Genomic DNA, 20798 nt, shown 5'->3' with positions numbered 1-20798 from the left:
ATGACCGAGCTTGTCGAACACGGAAAACTGTTCATCGGCGGGGAGTTGGTCGATCCGCTGGGCCGGGACGTCATCGAGGTCGTCTCGCCGCACACCGAACAGGTCATCGGCCGGGTGCCACACGCCTGTGAGGGGGATGTGGACCGGGCGGTCGCCGCCGCCCGGCGGGCGTTCGACGAAGGACCCTGGCCGCGGATGACCCTGGACGAGCGGATCGCGGTGGTGACCAGGATCAAGGACGCGTTCGCCGCCCGGTACGAGGAGATCGCCCGGGTCATCAGCTCGGAGAACGGCACTCCGTACACGTCCAGCGTGATGGTGCAGGCGCTCGCCGCGATGATGGTGTGGGACGCGGCGATCACCGTCGCCCGCACCTTCCCGTACGAGGAACGGCGGGACGGGGCGCTCGGACCGCTGCTGGTGCGCCGGGAGCCGGTCGGGGTGGTCGCGGCCGTGGTGCCGTGGAACGTTCCGCAGTTCACCGCCGCCGCCAAGCTCGCGCCCGCGCTGCTGGCCGGCTGCTCCGCCGTGCTCAAGGTGTCGCCCGAATCCCCGCTGGACGCCTACATCCTGGCCGAGATCGCCGCCGGGGCAGGGCTGCCGGAGGGGGTGCTGTCAATCCTTCCCGCCGACCGTGAGGTCAGCGAGTACCTGGTCGGGCATCCGGGCGTCGACAAGGTCTCGTTCACCGGGTCCGTGGCCGCGGGACGCCGGGTGATGGAGGTCGCCTCGCGCAACCTCACCCGGGTCACGCTGGAGCTGGGCGGGAAGTCCGCCGCCGTGATCCTCCCCGACGCCGATCTGGACGCGGCCGTCGCGGGCATCGTCCCCTTCGCCTGGATGATCAACGGCCAGGCGTGCGTGGCCCAGACCCGCATCCTCGTTCCGCGCTCCCGCTACGACGAGATGGCCGAGGCGTTCGCCGCCGCGGCGGGTGCGCTGAAGGTCGGCGACCCGCTCGACCCCGCCACCGAACTCGGCCCCCTCGTCGCGCAGCGCCAGCAGCAGCGCTCGCTCGACTACATCCGGATCGGCCAGGACGAGGGCGCCAAGATCCTTACCGGCGGCGGCCGTCCGGCCTCCCAGGACCGGGGCTGGTACGTCGAACCGACCCTCTTCGGCGACGTCGACAACTCCATGCGCATCGCCCGCGAGGAGATCTTCGGCCCCGTCATCTGCCTCCTGCCGTACGGCGACGAGGCCGAGGCCGTACGGATCGCCAACGACTCCGACTACGGGCTCAGCGGCAGCGTCTGGACCGCCGACACCGAGCGCGGCATCGACATCGCCCGCCGGGTCAGGACGGGCACGTACAGCGTGAACACCTTCAGCCTGGACATGCTCGGGCCGTTCGGCGGCTACAAGAACTCCGGCCTGGGGCGGGAGTTCGGCCCCGAGGGATACGCCGAGTACTTCGAGCACAAGATGATCCACCTGCCGGCCGGATACGAGGGCGGTGCGTGATGGGGGACCGCTGGGCCGTGGAGGTCGACCGCGGGGTCTGCATCGGCTCCGGGATGTGCGTGAACCACGCCCCGGGCGGATTCGCGCTGGATTCCGCCCGGCAGTCCCACCCGGCAGCCCCACAGACCCACGCCGACGAGAAGGTCCTCGCGGCGGCCGAGGGGTGCCCGGTCGAGGCGATCACGATCACACTGGCCGGTTCGGGGGAGGCCGTCTTCCCGCCGGAGGAGTAGGACGACCCGGGGGAGACACTCGAAGAACACCTTGCCGAAGGCCGGAAGCACGAGGGCCGGGGCGGGCACTCCTTGGACGCCGGGGAGCCGTATCTGTGGAACGAAGGTGGAGATGAGCCCAGAGGCGTAAAGTCGCGGGGCGTCGCATCACGTCACCCCAGGGGGCACAGACATGCACAACCGCCGCATCGGCAGCGCCGTGGTCAGCGCCATCGGGCTCGGTGGGATGCCACTGTCCATCGAAGGGCGGCCGGACGAGGAGCGCGCGATCGCAACCATCCATGCCGCGCTCGACGCCGGGATCTCATTCATCGACACGGCCATGGCGTACTGCCTGAACTCCTCCGAGACCGGTCACAACGAGTCGCTGATCGCCCGGGCGCTCGCGGCGTACGGCGGCGACACCTCCGAGGTGCTGGTCGGCACGAAGGGCGGGGCGGCCCGCGAAGCCGACGGAGCATGGTCCTACAACGGGGATCCCGCGACCCTGCGGGAGGCATGCGAGGGCTCGCTGAAGCGATTGGGTGTCGACACCCTCGGGCTCTACCAGCTGCACGTGCCGGACCCGAAGGTGCCCTACGCCGAATCGGTGGGCGCGATGCGAGATCTGTACGACGCGGGCAAGATCCGCGCGGTCGGCATCTCGAATGTGGACTCCGACCAGCTGCGCGAGGCCCACGGCATCCTCGGCGAGCGGCTGGTGTCCGTACAGAACAACTTCTCGCCGGACACCCGTGACAGCGAGCCGCAGCTGCGCCTGTGCGCCGAGCTGGGGATCGCCTTCCTGCCCTACTGCCCGCTGGGCGGCATCTCCCGGGCGGGCAGCCTGGGTTCATCACACGCCGCGTTCGCCCGGATCGCCGAGGAACGCGGGGTCAGCCCGCAGCAAGTGTGCCTGGCCTGGGAGCTGGCCAAGTCTCCGGTCGTCGTCCCGATCCCGGGGTCGTCCCGGCCGGCCACCATTCGTGACTCGGCGGCAGCGGCCGACCTGACGCTCACCGAAGCGGAGTTCGCCGAACTCGACGCCGCCCGGGGGATGCCCCGGGAAGGGCGCTGAACACCGACACAACGGCAAGCCGAATGCCAGGCGCCGTGGATCTCGGGCAATGCGGCCTTCATCCGTGAAAGCGGGGCGCCGCCCGGCTGCGGACCGGGCGCCGCTCAGGTCGTGCACCCGCTGTCCGCGAGCACGAAGTATCCCGCCGGTGACTCCTTCAGCGTGTGCGTGACGAAGACGTTGTACAGGCCCATCTTCTCGTTCGAGCCGTTGGCATACACATAGCCGCCCGTGGTGTGCGCCCTTCTGGCGGTCACATGTGCGTAGTTGGTCGCTGTGAAGCACTGCGCGGGTACGGAGCCGGTCGTGGTCGCCGTCACCTGCGGCGAAGTGGTGCCGGACGTCCCCGATCCGTCGACCGCCGCCACCGCGTACCGGTAGGCGGTACCGGCTTTGAGGCCCGTGTCCGTGTACGTCGTGGCGGTGGGGGAGGCGACCTTCGTGCCGTTGCGGTAGACCGCGTACGAGGCTGCTTCCGGGACCGCGTTCCAGGACAGTGAAGCACTGTTCGCCGTCACGCCTGTGACCTGCAGGCCGGACGGGGCGGGGAGTTGGCCGCCGCCGGGTGCGCCCTGGTCCAGGCCCCAGAAGACGCCCGTGAAGTACGTCGAGCAGATGGTGTTCAGGAAGTATGCCGCCGTGCTCCCGCACTGTTCGGTGCCCGAGCCGGGGTTCACCGCCAGGCCGTGGCCCATGCCGGAGACCGAGTACGTCTGGACAGCGGGCTTCCCGGAGGCGTCGTTGTACGTGCTGCGTGTTGTGTTGCCGGGGAGGGTGTCCGTGGACGACGGGGTCTGGCCGATGCCCCAGACATCCGTCCATTGGTCGCGCAGGGCCGTGGCGTTGGCGGGGTACACCGTGTAGTCGGACGTGCCCTGCCAGATCGCCACGCGGGGCCAGGGGCCCGAGTAGCCCGGGTAGGAGCCGCGTACCTTGTCGCCCCACTGCGCGGGCGTCAGCTTCTGCGGGCCCGTCTGGCAGCCGGACGCGGCCGCCTGGCTCGTCGCGCACTGGGCGGGCAGGCCCGAGGCCACGGAGCCGCCCGCGAACACGTCCGGGTAAGCGGCCAGCAGATCGGCGGTCATGCCGCCGCCCGCCGAGAGCCCGGTGACGTACACCCGGCGGGCGTCCGAGCCGTGACTCTGCTTCGCGTGCTCCACCATCTGCACGATCGAGGCGGCCTCGCCCTTGCCCCTGGTGTCCTTCGCCGGGTCGAACCAGCCGAAGCAGGACAGCGCGTTGTTGGCGGACGTGGTCTGAGGGAAGACCACCGCGAAGCCCCACAGATCGGCGTACTTCGGCCAGCCCGAGTTCGTGTAGTAGTCGTTGGCTGTCTGCGTACAACCGTGCAGGGCGATCACCAGCGGCGCGTTCGCGGGCAGACCTGCGGGGGCGTACTCGTACATCTGCAGATTGCCGGGGTTCGAGCCGAAACCGGTGACCTGCTGCAACCCTCCGGCGGCAGCGGCCGGCGGGGCGGCCCCCACGGTGCTCAGCGTCGCCGCGACGAGGGCGAGAGCGGCCGTGGAAGCGACGCGCCGGAGCAGGCGTCGCAGGATCGATGGGCGCACGGGTGCCTCCTTGTACGGAAATGTTCGGACGGTGCGGGGGTGTGTGCGTTTCGGACGAGTGCGGGGCGGACGCTATGAGGCGGGCTCTCCCGCGCCCATGGGCCCGGCGGACACACCCCGGTCCCGGCTGTGTGCGGCGCCGCTCTTGCGCACCTTGACTTGGAGCGCGCTCCAGCATGCGGACTTCCGGTCAACGCCCGCACAAATACGGGCTGCTGGGAAAGGACCCGCATGCGTTACCGCACCCGGCTGCCCGGCGGCCGCGGCGATGGTGCGGGCCCGCACCATGTACGCCGCCACCATGCCGATGTGCGACGGTGTGTGCACCGACCCCGTGTGACGTGGGCTTCGGTCTCCTTACGGTGACGACCATGGAGACTCCTCAGAGCCCGGACCACGGGCCCGCCCCGTATGCTGCCCCGCCCACCGTCCCGCCGCCCGCCGCCGGTCCTTCGCTGATGCCCGCAGACCGGCTCCTTGCCGGGCGCACCGCCCTGGTGACCGGTGCCGCGAGCGGTATCGGGCGGGCCTGCGCACAGGCCCTGGCCGCCGCGGGCGCCCATGTCCATGTGGTGGACAAGGCCGCCGACGCCGCCAAGAGCCTGGCGGAGACGATCGGCGGGACGGCGTGGGTGGTCGACCTCTCCGTCCCGGACGCGGTGGACACACTGCCCGCCGACGTGGACGTCGTGGTCAACAATGCCGGGCTCCAGCATGTCGCCCCCGTGCACGAATTCCCACCGGACCGCTTCGCGTTGATCCAGCGCGTCATGGTGGAGGCCCCGTTCCGGATCTTGCGCCGGACCCTGCCGGGCATGTACGAACGCGGCTGGGGACGCGTGGTCAACATCTCGTCCGTGCACGGCCTGCGGGCCAGCCCCTACAAATCGGCCTATGTGATGGCAAAGCATGCACTGGAGGGGCTCAGTAAGGTGGTCGCGCTCGAAGCGGCGGAGTACGGGGTGACGAGCAACTGCGTCAGCCCCGGGTACGTACGCACCCCCCTGGTCGAGAACCAGATCGCGGACCAGGCCCGTACGCATGGCATCTCCGAGGAGGAGGTGGTGGGCCGGGTCATGCTGGAACGCAGCGCGATCAAGCGCCTGATCGAACCCGACGACGTTGCCGAGGCTGTGCTGTGGCTCTGCGGGCCGCGTACCGTGCACATCACCGGCACCTCGCTCTCCATGGACGGCGGCTGGACCGCCAACTGATCCCCCGACCCCTACGAACGATGGCCGCCCATGTCTGAACCGTCCGCCTCCGCCGCGTCCCATCTGCGGCGCCTTCTCGACCTGCTGGCCGACGACGCCCCCGCCGAGGCGCTGGGCGCCGTCTCCTCGCAGGCGCGGGCCGCCGGTGTGCCCGCGGGCGATCTGGCGGAGGTGGAGCGGGCCACCGCCACCGCCCTGCGGATCAGGGGTGCGCTGCGGCAGCACCGGCGCCGTGAGCTCCAGCTCACCGCGCTCTTCGACACCGCGGGCGATCTGGCCGCGTCCCGCGACCTGGACGACGTGCTGAAGGCGATCGTGCGCCGGGCCAGGATGCTGCTCGGCACGGACACGGCGTATCTCACGCTCCCCGACGAGGAGGCGGGAGACACCTACATGCGGGTCACCGACGGTTCGGTGTCGGTGCTCTTCCAACGACTGCGGCTGGAACTCGGCCACGGGCTCGGCGGTCTGGTGGCGCAGACCGCGAGCCCGTACGCGACCCCCGACTACCGCACCGACGACCGCTTCCATCACACCCGCAACATCAACGCCGGGGTGCTGGACGAGGGGCTCGTCGCCATCCTGGGCGTGCCCCTGCTCCTCGGCTCCAGCCGCGGCGGTACGGGAAAGGTCATCGGCGTGCTCTTCGCCGCCGACCGCGCGCCCCGCGTCTTCAGCCCCGACGAGGTCGCCCTGCTGTGCTCGCTCGCCGCACACGCAGCCATCGCCATCGACACCGCCCGCGCGCTCGCCGACACCCGGTCAGCGCTGGATGAACTGGCCGGGGCCAACGCCGAGTTGGCCGAGGCCAATGCGGCCGTACGGGCCCACTCGGCGGCCATGCGGCGGGCCGAGGAGTCCCATGACCGGCTGACCGACCTGGTCCTGCGCGGCCGTGACGTCCAGGATGTCGCCGCGGCGGTCGCGGGGCTGCTGGACTCCCCGCTCACTATTCACGACCCCGGCGGACGGCCCCTGGCGGCGGTCCGGCCCGACGGTGCGGACCTCGCCGCCGACAGCATGGACGCCGGCTGGCTGGCCGAGACGGCCGAGGAATCCCGTACGGGTGCCCGCGCCGTGCACCGCGACGGCCGGTGGATCTGCGCCGTCCTCGCCGGACGGGAACTTCTGGCCGGTCTGGTCCTGCACCGGCGCGAACAGCTCGACGACTCCGACCGGCGGCTGTTCGAGCGGGCCTCGGTGGTCACCGGGCTCCTGCTGCTGCTGCGGCGCACGGTCGCCGAGACCGAGAACCGGATCCGCGGAGAGCTGATCACCGATCTGCTGACCGAAGCGGACCGCGACCCGGCCGGACTCGCCGAACGCGGCCGGCGCCTCGGCGTCGACCTCGACCGCCCGCACCTGCTGCTGGTGGCCGACGGCGGAGCCCGGGAGAGGCTGGCCCCAGCCACGATGCGTTATCTGTTCGGCGGGGACATCCATGGGGTGAGCGCCGAACATGCGGGGAACGTGGTGCTGTTGATAGAAGCCGACGGCTCCGGACCGGCCGCCGGTGACGCGGCACGCGCGGCGGCGGCCCAGCTCGGGCAGCTGGTCCAGGCCCCCGTCACCGTCGCCGCCACGGGGCCGGCACGCGGCGCCCGGGAGCTGGCCTCCGCATACGGGGAGGCCGCCCGCTGCCTGCGCGCCATGCGGGTCCTGGGGCGTACGGGGGAAGGCGCGTGCGTCGAAGAACTCGGATTCCTGGGCGTGGTGTTGGGCAACGCCCAGGACGTCGACGGCTTCGTCTCGGCGACGCTGGGGCCGCTGCTGGAGTACGACGCGCAGCGCGGCACGCACCTTGTGCGTACGCTCGGTGCCTATTTCGGGTCCGGGGGCAGTCTCATCCGCGCCAAGGACGAACTCCATGTGCACGTCAACACGGTGGTGCAGCGGCTGGACCGGGTGCAGGTGCTGCTGGGGCGGGACTGGAACGAGCCCGGGCGGGCGTTGGAGCTGCAACTCGCGTTGCGGTTGCATCTGTTGGCGGGCGGGCGGGCGGGCGTGCGTGAGCGGTAGAGGGCGTTGTGCTGCGTGTGTCCTCAAGCGCCGGACAGGGCCAGCAGGTGGTTGGCTATCCGGTTGCTGCCTGTGTTGCCCGTAAGCAGCGTGTAGTGGTTGACGTCCCTCACCGGGACCGGTGCCACCCCTGTGCCGTCCAGGTTGGCCGATGCCAGGCGGGTCTCGTCGTACAGGCCCTGTTCCGGTTGTCGACTGCCGCGACGCAGTCGATCGCGGAAACGTTCGCAGGAACCGCGGAATTCGGCGATGCGCGCCACGGAGTCGTCGACGACAATATCGGCGGCGACGACCCACGTGTGCGCGTGCTTGATAGCGACGGCCAGCACCCGCGCACGAGCCGAAGAACCGGCCCAGGCAGGGGGGCGAAGATCACCGGATCGACGCTGAAGGGCGACCAGGTGTGGCTGGACTGGACGACAACCGGGGGCAATGGGTGGCTGCAGTGCGGCCCCTGGTCTGTGCAGAGCGATGGGGCCCCCAACACCAGTGCCGCCCAAGTGGTCAACTACACCGACTCCCAGTGGCTGTTCCGAGCCTGCGGCAAGCAGGTAGGTGGCACCAGCAAGTGCACCGGTTGGTGGTAACGGGCATCAGCGGGCAGTAACGGCGGTGTGCCGTCTAGTCCACGGCACACCGCCGTCCCGCGGGCGCTGTCACGTTGACTGACAGGGTGGGAGGACCTTCGGGCTGATCATGGTGGAGGGGGTCGTCCGTGGAGGGCATGTCGCCGTCGTACCGCGTTCAGCGGCATGACCAGCACGACCTCATGGTGCGCTGGACGGACGGCGAACTGACCCTCTACAAGGACATCGACCAGAACGGTTTCCACGGCGAGATCCAGGTCAAGAAGCCCAACCGGCTCTGGACGCACGCCACCATCCTGGGCGCCGGCGACTACACGGACAACCGCCACCCGGACGACTTCCTGGTGCGGTGGTCCGACGGTGAGGTGTCCATGTACCCGGATGCCGACGAGACCGGCCTGAACCGCGAGATCACGCTGGTGTACCCGCCTGCGTAGGGCCTCCTGCCGGCTGGAGAAGGGCTTTCCCCCCGGGGAGAGCCCTTCTCTCGTCGGATCGCCCTCCTCACATCCGGGAGGGCTTCTTCTTGTCGAAGAGCCAGGTGTCGAAGAGCGCGGTCAAGTCCTTCCCGGACTTGCTCTCGCACAGGGCGATGAACTGCCGGGTGTCAGCATTGCCGTGCCGGTGCTGCCGGGTCCAGGTACGAAGAATGTCGAAGAAGGTCTCATCGCCGACGGCCCTGCGCACCTTGTGCACGACCATGGCACCGCGTCCGTAGACGGGCGGGTCTGAGACGCGCCCTCCGCTGGGCGGATCCGCCGGCGGGAACGCCCAGATGCCCTCGCTCTCGGCGTCCTTGCCGTCGTAGAAGTCCTCGAAGATCTCCGTGGTGCTCCTGTTGCCCCGCTCCTCCTCCCAGAGCCACTCCGCGTAGGTGGCCAGACCCTCGCTGAGCCACATGTCCTTCCACTTGCGCGGGGTGACGGAGTTGCCGAACCACTGGTGTGCCAGTTCGTGCACAAGCAGCGCCTCTTCGGGCGCCTCGTTGAAGTAGGGCTTGGTCTGGGTCTCCAGGGCGTAGTCGAGCCCGGGCAGGTGGTCGACGATGGCACCGGCCGAGGAGAAGGGGTAGGGACCGAAGCGTTTGCCGGCCCAGCCGACGATCTCGGGCACCAGGTCTGCGACATCGGCGGAGTCCTCGGCCTCGTCGGGGTCGATGGCGACGTAGACGGGCACGTCATCGTCCGTCCAGCCCTTGTGGATCTCGAAGTAGCCGACGGAGACGTGTGCGAGGTAGCTGGCCATGGGCTCCTCGGTGCGCCAGTGCCGGGTCACCGTTTTGCCCTTGTCCTCCTCCGTGATCAGCTTGCCGTTGCTGATCACGTCGTAGGGGTCGCCGTCCTCGTCCTTGGGCACGGTGACCGTGGTGTCGTACGTGGCCTTGTCCGACGGGTGATGGTTGCCCGGGAACCAGGTCATGGAGCCGGACGGCTGACCCAGGGCCGTCGAGCCGTCGTCGGTCTCTATCCAGCCTTCCAGGCCTCCGTCGTCGCCCTTGAGCGTGCGCGGTGTGCCGTCGTAGGTGACGACTGTCTTGAAGACTTCGCGGTTCCTCACCGTCTTCGCCGGTGTCACGAGCAACTCGTCACCCGAGCGAGCGACTTGGGCCTTGGCTCCTTGCACCGTGGTGGTGCGTACCCGCAGCCCTGACAGGTCGAGGTTGAAGCGGCTCAGGTCCTGGGTGGCCCGCGCTGTGATGACCGCCGTGCCCTTCAGGTGGTTGGTCTCGGGCACGTAATCCAGCGTCAGCCCGTAGTGCACCACGTCATAGCCGCCATTGCCGAGCGCTGGGAACAGCCGATCCCCCACTCCGGCCGTGCCGGGCTTTCCGACCGCGACGGCACCGTTTCCCGGTGCGGAGCCGGTGCAGGACGTCGTCACGGCCAGGAGGAGTGCTGTGGCCGGAGCCCAGCCGGACAGACGGCCCGGGACCGCCGACCGAGGCCGGCTGCCCTTCGCCATATGCGGTTTCATCTCGTGTCTCCCATCGATCGCAGGACGCGAGACGCCAGAAAGTCAGCATCGTCTATTGGTTGCTTCAAGATGGGCAAAAGTTTCTTTACGTGCCTTGCGGCTGACATAGCGACGTTCGTGATCCGTGATCAAGGTGAGCATGGGCCGCGCTGACCACCGGCCTTCGGCTGGCGTTGTCACGTTGGTGCGTGTGTGGGTGTCTGACGGTGTGTCGAGGTGTGGTGGGGCCGGGTGCCGGCCCTGGGCTCAGGCCGCGGCGGGCCGGCCGGTGACGCCGGTGATCTGCTCCCAGATGGTGAAGCGGACGGTCATTGCTCAAGCAGCCAGGTGACGGCCTGGTGGTCCAGGCGCGGGCCCAGGACGCGCTCCAGGCTGGGGGTGGAACTCGGTGAGCAGGCCGCGTATCCGGTTGCTGGTGCGGCCGAGAGCGGTAGCCGGCCGCTGGGGGCGTCCGGGAACGAGCCGGCCGCCCGGGGTGTCCGGGCGGCCGCGGGGTGTCCTCAGGCGCTGGACGGGCCCGAGCTGCCGGTTTCTCCGGACAGGGCCAGCAGGTGCCGTACGACCTCCCGGCCGCCCGTGTCCCCCGTCAGCACCGTGTAGTGGTTGACGTCCCGCACCGCCACCGGCGTCACCCCGGTGCCCCCGAGGCCGGCCACCGCCAGGCGCGTCTCGTCGTACAGGCCCTGCTCCTCGTCCATCAGGCCCCGCTGCGCCCACAGCAGCGTCGCCGGAACCGGCAGCTTCCGTACCGCCGTCAGCACCTCCTCGTCGAAGAGGCCGATGCCGTCGGTGCGTACCGCCTCGATCCGACAGGTGGAGTGCATGGCGGGTTCGTCCCCGGTCAGGTCGCGCTGGATGTACGCATCCACCTCGGCCGACCACGCATCCGCGAACGCCGGGTGCGCCTGCCAGAAGGAGCGGTAGGAGGCCCGGTCGGGAAAGGTCATCGACAGCCGGTCCATGGCCGGGCCGATCACGGCGGTCATCAGCTCGTCCGGGGAGAGATGCGTCGGGGCGGGGAAGCCTATGCCGCCGTCGACCAGCAGCAGTGGCCCGAACCGTTCCGGGTGCCGTACGGCGGCCAGCGCCGCCACGAACGCGCCCATCGAATGGCCGGCCAGCACCACCCGGTCCAGGCCCAGGGCCTTGGTCAGGGCGGCGATGTCATCGGCGTGCGTGGCGATGCCGTACGGCCCCGGCAGGGACGAACTCCCGGCCCGGCCGCGCAGATCCGGGGCGATGAGGGTGATGCGGCCGTCCAGCAGCCTCGCCACCGGGCCCCAGGACAGCGCGTTGGCCGTGATGCCGTGCAGGGCGACGACGACCGGTGCGTCCGGCTCACGGGCCGGCCACCTCAGTGCCGCCAACTCGCCCCCGGCCACGGGGACCTGTACCTCTTCGTACGGAATCACGGGCGTCCGTTCTCCTTCCGGGCCTTCCTGGCCGGGAGTTTTTCGGTGGTGGGCCTGCGGCGTACTGCGGCCAGCCGGGACGGCAGCCGGGCCAGGCCGCCCGGCAGCAGATGTACCACGGCCACGAACAGCACACCAAGCAGGAACAGCGGCTGGGAGAGAGGCACCCGCAGCACGGCGGGCAGATCGGCGACCGCGCCCGACCCGGCCAGATCGCCGAGCCGGTGATCGGCCCAGGTATAGAGGATGCCGCCGACCATCGGACCCCAGCGGGTGCCCGATCCGCCGAGCACCACCATCACCAGCAGGGAGAGGGTGAAGTCGGAGGTGGTCGTCTGCGGGGTCGAGCCGCCGGTGAGCAGCAGGTGAACCAGGCCGCCCAGAGCGGCCAGCGCGCCCGCCAGGACGAAGGCCGTCAGCTTGAAGCCGTACGGCTTCAACCCCAGCACCTCCACGCGGCGTTCGTTCTCCTTGATGCCCTCCCAGACCCGTCCGGTGGGGGAGCGGACCGCCCAGTGGACGACGGCCAGGGTGAGGACCAGATAGCCGAGCGCCACCCAGTACAGGTTCGCGGTGTGGTCGATGCCCACGAGCCAGGACGGCAGCAGATCTGCGGGGGCGGCCCGGCCCTCCTCGCCGCCGGTGAAACCACCGGGGTTGCGGGAGACCAGGATCGAGCCCGCCTGGGCGAAGGCCAGCGTCACCATGGAGAAGCCGATGCCGGTGACCCGCAGGCTCACCGACCCCAGGACCAGCGCGAGCGCGATCCCGAAGCAGAGGCCGAGCAGCGCGGACACGGCGAACGGGAGGCCCGCCTCCAGTAGGAACATGTTGGTGGCGTAGCTGCCCGCTGCGAAGTAGAGCGCATGCCCGAAGGAGAGCAGCCCGGTGCGGCCGAGCAGCAGGTCGTAACCGGTCGCCAGTGCGCCGAACAGCAGGCAGGTGGCGAGCAGTTGGAGACTTCCGGGGCTGCCGAGCGGGCCGTCCAGGAGTCCGGGCAGCGGCAGTGCGCTGTACGGCACGACGAAGAGGATCAGCAGTGCGGCGGCGGGCCACCAGCGGCGCAGCAGCCGGGCGGTGTTCCCGGGGGCCGGTGCGGCCGTGTGTTTTTCGCCGGTGCGGTCGTGTGTCTCGGTGACGGTGCTCACGCGAGCCTCCCGGTCAGTCCGCGCGGCCGCAGCAGCAGCAGCGCGGCGAGCAGGGCGACGACGGCCAGGTCGCCGAGGCCTGCTGCGGTGTAGTAGTTGGCGAACTGCTGGACCAGGCCGATGACGACGGACGCCACGGCGGCGCCGGTCACCGAGCCCATGCCGCCGGTGACCACCACGACGAACGCGAAGATCAGCAGCGAGGTGCCCTGGCGGGGGTCGACCGAGCCGAAGTACAGGCCGCTGAGCGCCCCGCCGAGCGCGGCGGCGCAGCCGCCGATCGCGAAGACGAGCGTGAACGCCCTGCGCACATCGATACCCAGGGCGGTGACCATCGCCCGGTCCTCGACCCCGGCCCGTACGACCAGACCGTGCCGGGTGCGGCCGAGGAAGAGCCGCAGTGCGACGAGGACCACGACCGCCGCCGCGACCAGTACCAGTCGGTTGACCGGGACCTGGGCGCCGAGCAGCCCGAAGGTGCCGGACAGCGCCTTCGGACCCGGGAAGGTCCGGGCGTCCGAGCCCCAGATGCCCGACAGCAGCGCCGGGACGGCGAGCCCCACCCCGACGGTGGCGAGCACCTGCTCGCGCGGCCGGGTGTAGAGCGGGCGGACGACGGCGAGTTCCAGCAGCACGGCGGCCGCGGTGCCCACCGCCGTACCGAACAGGACCGCGAGGACGAAGCCCGCTCCGCCCGGGCCGGCGCCGGGCAGATTGCCGGACGCCGCCCACCAGGTGCCGTACGCGCCGATGGAGAGCAGTGCCCCGTGCGCGAAGTTGAGCACATCCATCAGGCCGAAGATCAGTGAGAGTCCCGATGCGATCAGGAAGTAGAGCGCTCCCAGACCGAGTCCGGTCATGGTGAGCAGAACGACGGTGGACATCAGGAATCCGCCTCCACGGCCGGAGAAGAGGAGTGTGGTGCCACGGACGCCGCCGGGCCGTGTCCTACGCCCAGCAGGCGCCGCGCCGCCTCTGCATCACCCAGCAGCTCGGAGGCCGGTCCCTGATGGGCGGTCCGGCCGTCGGCGAGCACCGCACAGTGCTCGGCCAGGCGTCGCACGACGGCCAGGTTCTGCTCCACGAGCAGCACCGGCACCGCCTCGGCGGCCCGCTCCAGCACCTGGGCGACCTCGGTGACCACCTTGGGCGCCAGGCCCTTGGTGGGTTCGTCGGCGATGATCAGCCGGTTTCCGTTGAGCAGGGTGCGGCCGATGGCCACCATCTGCTGTTGGCCGCCGGACAGTGTCCCGGCCAACTGCCGCTCCCGGCGCTTCAGTTCGGGGAAGAGCTCATGGACGAGCGCGTACGCGGGCTCGCCCGCGCCGCGCCGCTCGGCCAGGCGCAGATTCTCGGCCACGGTCAGTCCGGCGAAGATCCCCCGGTCCTCGGGGGCGTAACCGATGCCCAGCCGCACCACGGTGTGGGTGGGCATCGCCACGGTCTCCTCGCCGTCCAGCCGCACGCTGCCGGTGCGCGGGACGAGGCCCAGGACGCCGCGCACGGTCGTGGTCTTCCCGGCGCCGTTGCGGCCGAGGAGCGCGGTCACCCCGTGCCGGGCGACGTCCAGGTCGACGCCGTGCAGGATGTGCCGGCCGCCGATCAGGACCCGCAGGTCCCGTATGGCGAGCAGGGTCTCTGTCGTCACAGTCCCTCCCCGAGGTAGGCCTGCTGAACGGTCGGGTCGGCGGTCACGGCCTCGGGGGTGTCCAGCGCCAGTAGCCTTCCGTGGTGCATCACGGCGAGCCGGTCGGCCAGACCCAGCAGGACGTCCATGTGGTGCTCGACCATCAGGACGGTGCGGCCTTCGTCCCGGTGCAGGGTGCGGATCAGTTCGGTCAGCGCGGGGACCTCCTCCGCGCTCACCCCGGCCATCGGCTCGTCGAGCAGCATCAGCCGCGGCTCGCCCACCAGCAGCACCGCCAGCTCCAGCTTCCGCTTCTCGCCGTGCGACAGCTCGGATGCCATCGCCTGTGCTCGGTGGCCGAGTCCGGTGCGTTCCAGTACGCCGTTCACCTCGGCGGTGTACGGGGAGGCGCGCCGCCACAGCCGGTACGAGCCGCCCCCGGCCGCCTGAGCGGCCAGCCGGACGTGGTCGGCCACGCTCATCCCGGGCCAGAGGCTGGACGTCTGGAACGTGCGGCCGATGCCGCGCCTCGCCCGGGCGTGCGCGGGGCGGTCCGTCATGTCCGTACCGTCCAGCGCGATCGTGCCCGACGTGGCCATGGTCAGCCCGCTGATCAGGTTGAACAGTGAGGTCTTGCCGGCTCCGTTGGGACCGATGAAGGCGAGGAACTCGCCCTCGTGGACGCTCAGCGTGACGTCCTCGACGATCGTCGCCCCGCCGACGCCCCAGCCGAGTCCGTCCAGTTGAAGCACCGGGGCGGTGGTCGGTGCCCCGCCCGGGCGCTTCGCGGTGGTGTCCGGTACGGCCATCGGTCAGCCCGCCGAGGGCTTGGCGGGCGGCGCCACCTTGTCCATCGGTGCGGTGCTCACCAGCTCCGGCTGGGCACCGGCGCCCTTCCCCTTGAGCTTCGCGACGAACATCGGCTGCACCAGTGCGTGGTCCTCGGCACGGACCTGCTCCTTGCCCTTCACCCCGTCGAAGCTCCAGCCCTCCAGGGCCTTGACCATGGCGGCGGAATCGGTGGCGCCGCCCTCCTCGACGGCGCGCACGACCATCTGCGCCGCGGTGAAGCCGTCGGGGGTGAACAGGTCCGGGGTGCCGCCGGCCTTGGTGACCGAGTCGAGCATGGACTTCTCAACGACGTTGCCGCCGCCCGCGCCGGGGAAGTAGTGCGCCAGGAACGACACCTTGGAACCGGCGTCCCCGAAGATCGGGTACGAGGCCGTTCCGGCGAGGCCCGTGACGACCTTGCTCGCCCCCAGCACGCCCTGCTGGTCCAGTGCGGTCCACAGCGCCGGTGCGGTGGAGCCGGCCCAGGCGACGAAGACCAGATCGGGCCCGCCCGCCTTCACCTGCCGGGCGAACGGGGTCAGGTCGGTGGCGCTGGGCGGAGCCAGTACGGAGCCCACCTTCGCGCCCTTGGAACCGAGGACGGCCTTCACGGCGGCGACATTGGCCTGGCCGAAGGTGGAGTCCTGGGCCAGCACCGTGACCTTCTTGCCCTTGGCCTCGCCGAGCATCGTCCCGGCCGTGAGGATGTCCTGGTAGGACTGCCGGCCCGAGCGGAAGGTGTATTCGTTGATACCGGTCACGGCGTCGGTGGCGGCCGGGCCGCTGATGTACAGCACCTTGTTCTGGGCGGCGAGCGGCGCCATCTGGAGGGCCACCCCGGAATCGGTGGTGCCGGCCAGCACCTTGTAGCCCTTGCCGATCAGGTTCTTGGCCGCGGAGACCGCCTTGCCCGGGTCGCCCGCGTCGTCCTGCTCGGTGACCTCGATACGGTGCCCGGCGACCTTGCCGGTGCCCTTCGTCGCGTAGTCCAGGCCCGCCATGAACCCGTCGCGGTACTGCTTCCCGTAGTCCGCGAGCAGCCCCGTACGGGAGTAGACCAGGCCCACCTTCACGCTCTGGTCCTTCGCGTCCTTGCCGGACGCGGAATCGGCCTCGCCCGCCTTCCCGGCGGCGGTGCACCCGACCAGCAGGAGGCCGGCCGAAGCCAGCGTGACGACGGCGGAGAGGGATCTGTGGTGACGGACGGTGCCTGTGGTTCTGCGACGCATGGTGACCGGCTCCTCGGCGGATTCATGTGATGTCGCCGAACCGTATGAACACCGTGCCGCCGTCGACATGGTGCAGGGCACCCCACCTGACGCGGTGTACATGTGGGGGCGGCACATGGGCCGAAGGCGGGGGCAGGGGCGCGGCCCGCAGGACACGCCCCGTCAACGCCCCGTCCGCGCCGGGGAAACCGCCTGGGCGGTGGCCCGTCAGTACCAGATCGCCTGGATCGTGGCCACGGCGAACCCGAAGCCCGCGAACACGCAGCCGATGATCCCCATCACCATTCCGGCGGTCGCCTGGCCGCGGGCTCCGCCCTCGCCCCGGTCCGCCATGCGGCGGGCCGAGACGCCAACGACGAACGCCGGGCTGCGGACTGAGCAGAGCTCAGGTGTCGGCCTCCGGCTCGTGGAGCTCCGGCCGCGCGGTTCCCTCGCCGGGTACGGCCTCGCCGGTCTCGTCGTCGGTGGACCACAGTGCGCGGGCGAGGAAGTACAGGGCGACCATCCCGGCGTAGATGAACATGCCCCAGCCGAAGATCAGCATGAAGACGTTCGCGTCGCTGCGCGGGGAGCTGTAGGCGACGCCCTGCATGGAACAGTAGCCCTCCGGCTGTCCGCCCCGGCCCTCCATCCACGCCGGCACCGGCACCGACAGCGCGTCACGCACCACCGCCCACTCCGCGTCCGTCATGTCCGAGGGATACCGCCGCACCCGCTCCGGACGGTCGGCCGCGTTCCCGAACCGGTGAGCGAGGCAATCGCACACCGGACGCATCGAGTTGAACCCCGAGGGCGAAACCACGTAGAACTGCATCAACAGGGCCTCCAGTCTCACGAGTTGGCTTCAACAACCCTCGTGCTGCACCGGAGGCCCTGTCTCCATGCGCCCTCCCAGCCAAGATCACCCGGCCAGGCACCCTGTTCGATCAGAACCGCCCTCGTGATCGACAGGAATACGGCTTCTCAGCTGTCACGCCGCCCACAGACGGCCACAGGCGGCCTGCTACAGGTGGTCAGCGGACGCCGAGCGTACGGGTCACCTTGAGAGCATCGACATCGACCTCGGCCACGGTCAGGTCCTCGTTGAGAACCCACGCGGTCTTCGAGTCGGCGCTGAAGCTGATGGCCTGGCGAGGCCCCTTCAGGCCCTTCACGGTACCGAACGTCTCGCCGCTGGCAGGGTTGACGGCCGTCAGAGTGTTGCCCTCGAGGTTCCCCGAGAGCAGGATCTTCTCGTTGGGAGCGAGCGCGGCACCGTAGGGCTTCTGTCCCACCGTGACCCGCTTCAGGGTGGTGCCGGACTCCGTGTCGACGATGGACACCGTGTTGGTCTCGCTGTTGGCCGCGTACAACCGGGTGCCGTCCCGGCTGATGGACAGCCCCCGCACCTGCTTGAACCCCTCGATCTGCTGCAGCGTCTTCTTGGTCTTGGTATCAACGACCGTGATCCGGTCACCCTTGTAGTTGGTGACATACAGTTTGTCGCCGGCAGGGTCCAACTTGACTCCCTGGCGCGGCTCGGCGAACCCGGTGAGGACGGAGTCCGCCCTGCTGTTGGCCAGGTCCACCACCGTGACCGTGCTCGCGGCTTCGTTGTTGGCGTACAGCCACTTGCCGTCCTTGGACTGCGCGGTGCCGAACACGCCGGCGCCGAGCGGCAGCCGCTTCACCACCCGGTGGCTGCGCAGGGAGATGCGGTCCACGACGCCCAGTGTGCTGTCGGACACCGTGAAGGTCTTGCCGTCCGGAGCGAACAGGATGTTGCGCGGGCTGACATACCCCTTGATCTCAGCGATCTTCCGGCCCCGCCGCACATCGATCACGTCCAGGTGGTCCGACTCGGAGTTCGTGGCCACCGCGATGCGCTCATTGGGGCTGATTGCCAGAGTGTTGTTGCTGATCTGGGGGTCGAACGGCTTGGGAGACCCGTTAAGGGTTCCGCTGTAGGCGCCGAACGCCGATACGGTGCTGTGCCGTCCCGTGGTCTCGGACGAGGCACCGTCCGCGGAAGCCATCGCGACCGGGATGGTCAGCGCGGCAACGGCGGCGACGCCGATAAGCGTCCGACGAGTGGCCTTGACGTGATTCACCTGGGTTGTCTCCTTGCTTCAGGACACCCACCTGCTGTGGACGCCCTCATTGCCATGCATGACAGCAGCCCGCAGAAGCCGTACGACGTGGTCACCCGACGCCTTCTACGACCTGGATTCCGGCCGAAGGATTCACCGACGTGGGAGAGAACCCCTCTGCTCCGCCGAGCGGAAGGCATGGGGCACGACCGCGACCACACTCAGGTGCCTGCTGCGTTGCACTCCGCTCGCGTTCCCTGATGGCTCGGCGACTGCTTTCACAGGGGATACGCGCCGGCGCCACATCGCGTTGAACGGAAATGGATCAACTTCCCCAGTTGCCCGCTGCCAGGCGAGATGCCGCAGGTCGGTTCGGAGAGCTTGGCTCCGAGGACACCGTGTACGCACGAGCGCACCTCAGGGCCCCGTGCCGATCCGCTGTCCGGAGTCACCAGGGCCAGGGGCAGGCCTGCATGACAGCGACGCCGCTTGGAGGCCTTGCTCCAGCCTGCCTTCGGGCCGTCGCTACCGCTCCTCTCAGCGCCAGGTGGCTCTCGCTTCGGCTGTCAGGTCTGGGAAGGTGACACAGGTACGCGGGTCACGACGCGCCCTTGCTCGTCCTCCGCGATCAGCTCGGTGATGGTGTCCTTGCGCATGGCGGTCATCATGCGGAAGAAGACCTTCTCGCCGCTCTCTGCCCGCACACTGCCGCTGGAAATGCGCTTGCCGTCGGCGTTGGCGGTCATCAAGCGGTAGTTCTTCCCCGCCTTGAGGCCCGACAGCGCCACGGGAACCTCGGTGCCCCACGGCCGGTCGATCATCTTCCCTTGGCGAACCATCACGGCCGAGGTGGCCTGAGGCGCTCCGCCGCCTTCCTGGTCTGCCGTGTTGAGAGGAATGATCACTGCGGTGACCGCGGCGGCCGCAGCGGCGACGCCCAGGGCGATTCGTCGGCCGGGACTGAACCGGGGGACCTTGGCTCCGGCCATCTCCCGACGGGTCCGGGACTTGAGCTCTCGCGAAGGCCGCGCGTGCAGCTCTGACGCCGGCGTACGGGTCCATTCCGCAAGCGGGTTCACCCGCTCCAGCGTTCGGACTACGTCTTCGGTCTCGGAGGCCTCACGCGTGCAGTCCGGGCACTGGTCGAGATGCCGGGAGAGTTCCTTCGGTAGCGGCGTTCCAAGCAGCAGATGCTCGGTCAGGAGCGGTCGGTAGGGGAAGCATTCCTTGTTCATGGCGCCAGCCACCCATTCTCCTCCAGGACGAGCCGGAGCGACCGCACGCCGTAGTACAGACGACTGCGCATAGTGGACGCCGGAATACCCAGCTCCTCACCCAATTCGGCACAGGTACGACCACTGAAGTACACCTCCACCACTGCCTCCCTGTGCTGCGGACTCAGCCGCTCCAATGCTTCTCCGAGCTGTATCCGGTCAAGCAGCTGATCGACACCGTCGAACGCCGACGACGACTCGGATACGACGTCCCACGACGAGAGGCCGGGTCCCTCCCGGACCTTGCGCCGCCGCATGGCATCCGCCACGCTGTTCCGGGCAATGGCGAACAACCATGTCCGCAAGCTGCCCTGATCCGGGTCGAAGCCGCGAGGCGACCTCCAGGCGCGGATGAAGGTCTCCTGCACCACGTCCTCGGCGAGCTGCCGGTCCTCCAGTGCTTTGAAGGCGAACCCGAAGAGCTCACCACCGTAAAGATCATAGGCGGCCCCCACTTCGCGCTCGGTGCGAAATCTGGTGGGTTCCGAGGTGGTCGTTGCGGTCCGTCCGCGAAACCACCGCAGAGGACTACCGCTCACCGTCACGGCCACTCACATCCGTTCGGCGCCAGGCTTTCAAGCTGCTTCCCCATCTCCGGAGACGACGTTCATGAGGGGATACGCAGGCCCTACCCCATGTGTTGAAACGGCAGGAAAGAATGTCGCTGCCACCCGTGCCCCCTGGCCACGTCCTCCCTCTTCCCTTTTGAAGTGCCGCACCCGGTGTTGAGGGGCTCATCCCACCCATCCGGCCGAACGGCAGGAGGCGATCACCGCTGCGTCGACAAGACCCACGACGACCGCCGCGCCCGGCGGCATACCGCTGGCGGGCGACCCCACCGCGTCCAACTCGCCCATCGGCCCACCCCCGGAACCCGACACCGACACCCCCGGGGACATGCGAAGTCTGCGGGCACCCGCTGCCTCCCGGGCGCGGACAGTCACGACGGCGCACGTGTTCAGCCCGATGCCGTCAGCGGGCCTACCGGTCATCCGGAGAGCGACGTGCGGCGACAACCCCAAGCCCCGTCCCGTTGCCGGGACCTGCGGCTCCATCCAAATCGGTCGGGGCGAGGTCTGACGCCCTCGC

Annotated in this window: 19 protein-coding genes and 1 pseudogene; 6 read left to right on the top strand and 14 right to left on the bottom strand. The window is 69.8% G+C overall.

All coding sequences use genetic code 11. The features are described 5' to 3' along the window. The 3 genes from ABTZ94_RS12945 to ABTZ94_RS12935 all read left to right on the top strand — a co-directional run bounded on the left by ABTZ94_RS12945 (nucleotide 1) and on the right by ABTZ94_RS12935 (nucleotide 2754). Nucleotides 1–1464 carry an aldehyde dehydrogenase gene (locus ABTZ94_RS12945; protein WP_351200420.1) on the top strand — a complete coding sequence of 488 codons (1464 nt, stop codon included), beginning with the start codon at nucleotides 1–3 and terminating at the stop codon, nucleotides 1462–1464. Next, entirely contained in the window at nucleotides 1464–1697 is a 234-nt protein-coding gene (locus ABTZ94_RS12940) for a ferredoxin (RefSeq protein WP_351200418.1), read from the top strand. Before ABTZ94_RS12945 ends, ABTZ94_RS12940 begins: the two co-directional genes overlap by 1 nt. Before the next feature lie 172 nt (nucleotides 1698–1869). Next, nucleotides 1870–2754 carry an aldo/keto reductase gene (locus ABTZ94_RS12935; protein ID WP_351200416.1) on the top strand — a complete coding sequence of 295 codons (885 nt, stop codon included), beginning with the start codon at nucleotides 1870–1872 and terminating at the stop codon, nucleotides 2752–2754. A 104-nt stretch (nucleotides 2755–2858) separates the two neighbouring features. On the opposite strand, the gene ABTZ94_RS12930 is transcribed toward ABTZ94_RS12935, so the two are convergent. Continuing rightward, on the bottom strand, nucleotides 2859–4325 hold the full coding sequence (locus ABTZ94_RS12930) for an extracellular catalytic domain type 1 short-chain-length polyhydroxyalkanoate depolymerase (protein WP_351200414.1): 1467 nt from the start codon (nucleotides 4323–4325) through the stop codon (nucleotides 2859–2861). Between the two features lie 371 nt (nucleotides 4326–4696). Here ABTZ94_RS12930 and ABTZ94_RS12925 point away from each other — a divergent pair, with 371 nt between their 5' ends. Next, the gene (locus ABTZ94_RS12925) at nucleotides 4697–5539 is read left to right on the top strand and encodes a 3-hydroxybutyrate dehydrogenase (protein ID WP_351200412.1); all 843 of its coding nucleotides are present in this window, start codon (nucleotides 4697–4699) and stop codon (nucleotides 5537–5539) included. A 30-nt stretch (nucleotides 5540–5569) separates the two neighbouring features. Further along, nucleotides 5570–7558: a helix-turn-helix domain-containing protein gene (locus ABTZ94_RS12920; protein ID WP_351200410.1), complete on the top strand. Its 1989-nt coding sequence runs from the start codon at nucleotides 5570–5572 to the stop codon at nucleotides 7556–7558. 23 nt (nucleotides 7559–7581) lie between these two features. Here ABTZ94_RS12920 and ABTZ94_RS12915 read toward each other — a convergent pair whose 3' ends face one another. Next, entirely contained in the window at nucleotides 7582–7887 is a 306-nt protein-coding gene (locus ABTZ94_RS12915) for a hypothetical protein (RefSeq protein ID WP_351200408.1), read from the bottom strand. 386 nt (nucleotides 7888–8273) lie between these two features. Between ABTZ94_RS12915 and ABTZ94_RS12910 the strand changes: the two genes are divergently transcribed. Continuing rightward, nucleotides 8274–8582: a hypothetical protein gene (locus ABTZ94_RS12910; RefSeq protein WP_351200406.1), complete on the top strand. Its 309-nt coding sequence runs from the start codon at nucleotides 8274–8276 to the stop codon at nucleotides 8580–8582. Between the two features lie 67 nt (nucleotides 8583–8649). Here the strand turns inward: ABTZ94_RS12910 and ABTZ94_RS12905 are convergent, their stop codons facing one another. The 12 genes and pseudogenes from ABTZ94_RS12905 to ABTZ94_RS12850 all read right to left on the bottom strand — a co-directional run bounded on the left by ABTZ94_RS12905 (nucleotide 8650) and on the right by ABTZ94_RS12850 (nucleotide 20260). Then, on the bottom strand, nucleotides 8650–10119 hold the full coding sequence (locus ABTZ94_RS12905) for a M1 family metallopeptidase (protein ID WP_351200404.1): 1470 nt from the start codon (nucleotides 10117–10119) through the stop codon (nucleotides 8650–8652). A gap of 500 nt (nucleotides 10120–10619) precedes the next feature. Continuing rightward, nucleotides 10620–11531 carry an alpha/beta hydrolase gene (locus ABTZ94_RS12900; protein WP_351200402.1) on the bottom strand — a complete coding sequence of 304 codons (912 nt, stop codon included), beginning with the start codon at nucleotides 11529–11531 and terminating at the stop codon, nucleotides 10620–10622. Continuing rightward, nucleotides 11528–12679 carry a branched-chain amino acid ABC transporter permease gene (locus ABTZ94_RS12895; protein WP_351200400.1) on the bottom strand — a complete coding sequence of 384 codons (1152 nt, stop codon included), beginning with the start codon at nucleotides 12677–12679 and terminating at the stop codon, nucleotides 11528–11530. Before ABTZ94_RS12895 ends, ABTZ94_RS12900 begins: the two co-directional genes overlap by 4 nt. Then, nucleotides 12676–13563 (bottom strand): branched-chain amino acid ABC transporter permease, encoded by an 888-nt coding sequence (locus tag ABTZ94_RS12890; protein WP_351200398.1) that lies wholly within the window; start codon nucleotides 13561–13563, stop codon nucleotides 12676–12678. The genes ABTZ94_RS12895 and ABTZ94_RS12890 overlap by 4 nt, the downstream gene beginning before the upstream one ends. Next, nucleotides 13563–14327, bottom strand: coding sequence for an ABC transporter ATP-binding protein (locus ABTZ94_RS12885; RefSeq protein WP_351200396.1), 765 nt, complete (start codon nucleotides 14325–14327; stop codon nucleotides 13563–13565). The genes ABTZ94_RS12890 and ABTZ94_RS12885 overlap by 1 nt, the downstream gene beginning before the upstream one ends. After that, nucleotides 14324–15115 carry an ABC transporter ATP-binding protein gene (locus tag ABTZ94_RS12880; protein ID WP_351200394.1) on the bottom strand — a complete coding sequence of 264 codons (792 nt, stop codon included), beginning with the start codon at nucleotides 15113–15115 and terminating at the stop codon, nucleotides 14324–14326. Before ABTZ94_RS12880 ends, ABTZ94_RS12885 begins: the two co-directional genes overlap by 4 nt. 3 nt (nucleotides 15116–15118) lie before the next feature. Further along, on the bottom strand, nucleotides 15119–16366 hold the full coding sequence (locus tag ABTZ94_RS12875) for a substrate-binding domain-containing protein (RefSeq protein WP_351200392.1): 1248 nt from the start codon (nucleotides 16364–16366) through the stop codon (nucleotides 15119–15121). A gap of 207 nt (nucleotides 16367–16573) precedes the next feature. Next, nucleotides 16574–16699 carry a hypothetical protein gene (locus tag ABTZ94_RS12870; RefSeq protein WP_351200390.1) on the bottom strand — a complete coding sequence of 42 codons (126 nt, stop codon included), beginning with the start codon at nucleotides 16697–16699 and terminating at the stop codon, nucleotides 16574–16576. 271 nt (nucleotides 16700–16970) lie between these two features. After that, nucleotides 16971–17141: pseudogene (locus ABTZ94_RS12865) on the bottom strand (transposase); the annotation flags it as partial. A 238-nt stretch (nucleotides 17142–17379) separates the two neighbouring features. Further along, nucleotides 17380–18456 carry a YncE family protein gene (locus ABTZ94_RS12860; protein WP_351200388.1) on the bottom strand — a complete coding sequence of 359 codons (1077 nt, stop codon included), beginning with the start codon at nucleotides 18454–18456 and terminating at the stop codon, nucleotides 17380–17382. A 545-nt stretch (nucleotides 18457–19001) separates the two neighbouring features. Next, nucleotides 19002–19682, bottom strand: coding sequence for a hypothetical protein (locus ABTZ94_RS12855; RefSeq protein ID WP_351200386.1), 681 nt, complete (start codon nucleotides 19680–19682; stop codon nucleotides 19002–19004). After that, the gene (locus tag ABTZ94_RS12850; RefSeq protein WP_351200384.1) at nucleotides 19667–20260 is read right to left on the bottom strand and encodes a sigma-70 family RNA polymerase sigma factor; all 594 of its coding nucleotides are present in this window, start codon (nucleotides 20258–20260) and stop codon (nucleotides 19667–19669) included. Before ABTZ94_RS12850 ends, ABTZ94_RS12855 begins: the two co-directional genes overlap by 16 nt. Nucleotides 20261–20798: the final 538 nt, after the last annotated feature.

This window comes from Streptomyces sp. NPDC002785, assembly GCF_040295565.1.
Taxonomy (GTDB): domain Bacteria; phylum Actinomycetota; class Actinomycetes; order Streptomycetales; family Streptomycetaceae; genus Streptomyces.
The sequence above is the reverse complement of the archived record's forward strand: the minus strand, read 5'-3'. Positions and strand labels throughout refer to the sequence as shown.

Coding starts and splice junctions, on each gene's coding strand:
- ABTZ94_RS12935 (WP_351200416.1), top strand. CDS start 1,870: ATGCACAACCGCCGCATCGGCAGCGCCGTGGTCAGCGCCATCGGGCTC.
- ABTZ94_RS12920 (WP_351200410.1), top strand. CDS start 5,570: ATGTCTGAACCGTCCGCCTCCGCCGCGTCCCATCTGCGGCGCCTTCTC.
- ABTZ94_RS12870 (WP_351200390.1), bottom strand. CDS start 16,699: ATGGCGGACCGGGGCGAGGGCGGAGCCCGCGGCCAGGCGACCGCCGGA.
- ABTZ94_RS12940 (WP_351200418.1), top strand. CDS start 1,464: ATGGGGGACCGCTGGGCCGTGGAGGTCGACCGCGGGGTCTGCATCGGC.
- ABTZ94_RS12945 (WP_351200420.1), top strand. CDS start 1: ATGACCGAGCTTGTCGAACACGGAAAACTGTTCATCGGCGGGGAGTTG.
- ABTZ94_RS12875 (WP_351200392.1), bottom strand. CDS start 16,366: ATGCGTCGCAGAACCACAGGCACCGTCCGTCACCACAGATCCCTCTCC.
- ABTZ94_RS12905 (WP_351200404.1), bottom strand. CDS start 10,119: ATGAAACCGCATATGGCGAAGGGCAGCCGGCCTCGGTCGGCGGTCCCG.
- ABTZ94_RS12890 (WP_351200398.1), bottom strand. CDS start 13,563: ATGTCCACCGTCGTTCTGCTCACCATGACCGGACTCGGTCTGGGAGCG.
- ABTZ94_RS12925 (WP_351200412.1), top strand. CDS start 4,697: ATGGAGACTCCTCAGAGCCCGGACCACGGGCCCGCCCCGTATGCTGCC.
- ABTZ94_RS12880 (WP_351200394.1), bottom strand. CDS start 15,115: ATGGCCGTACCGGACACCACCGCGAAGCGCCCGGGCGGGGCACCGACC.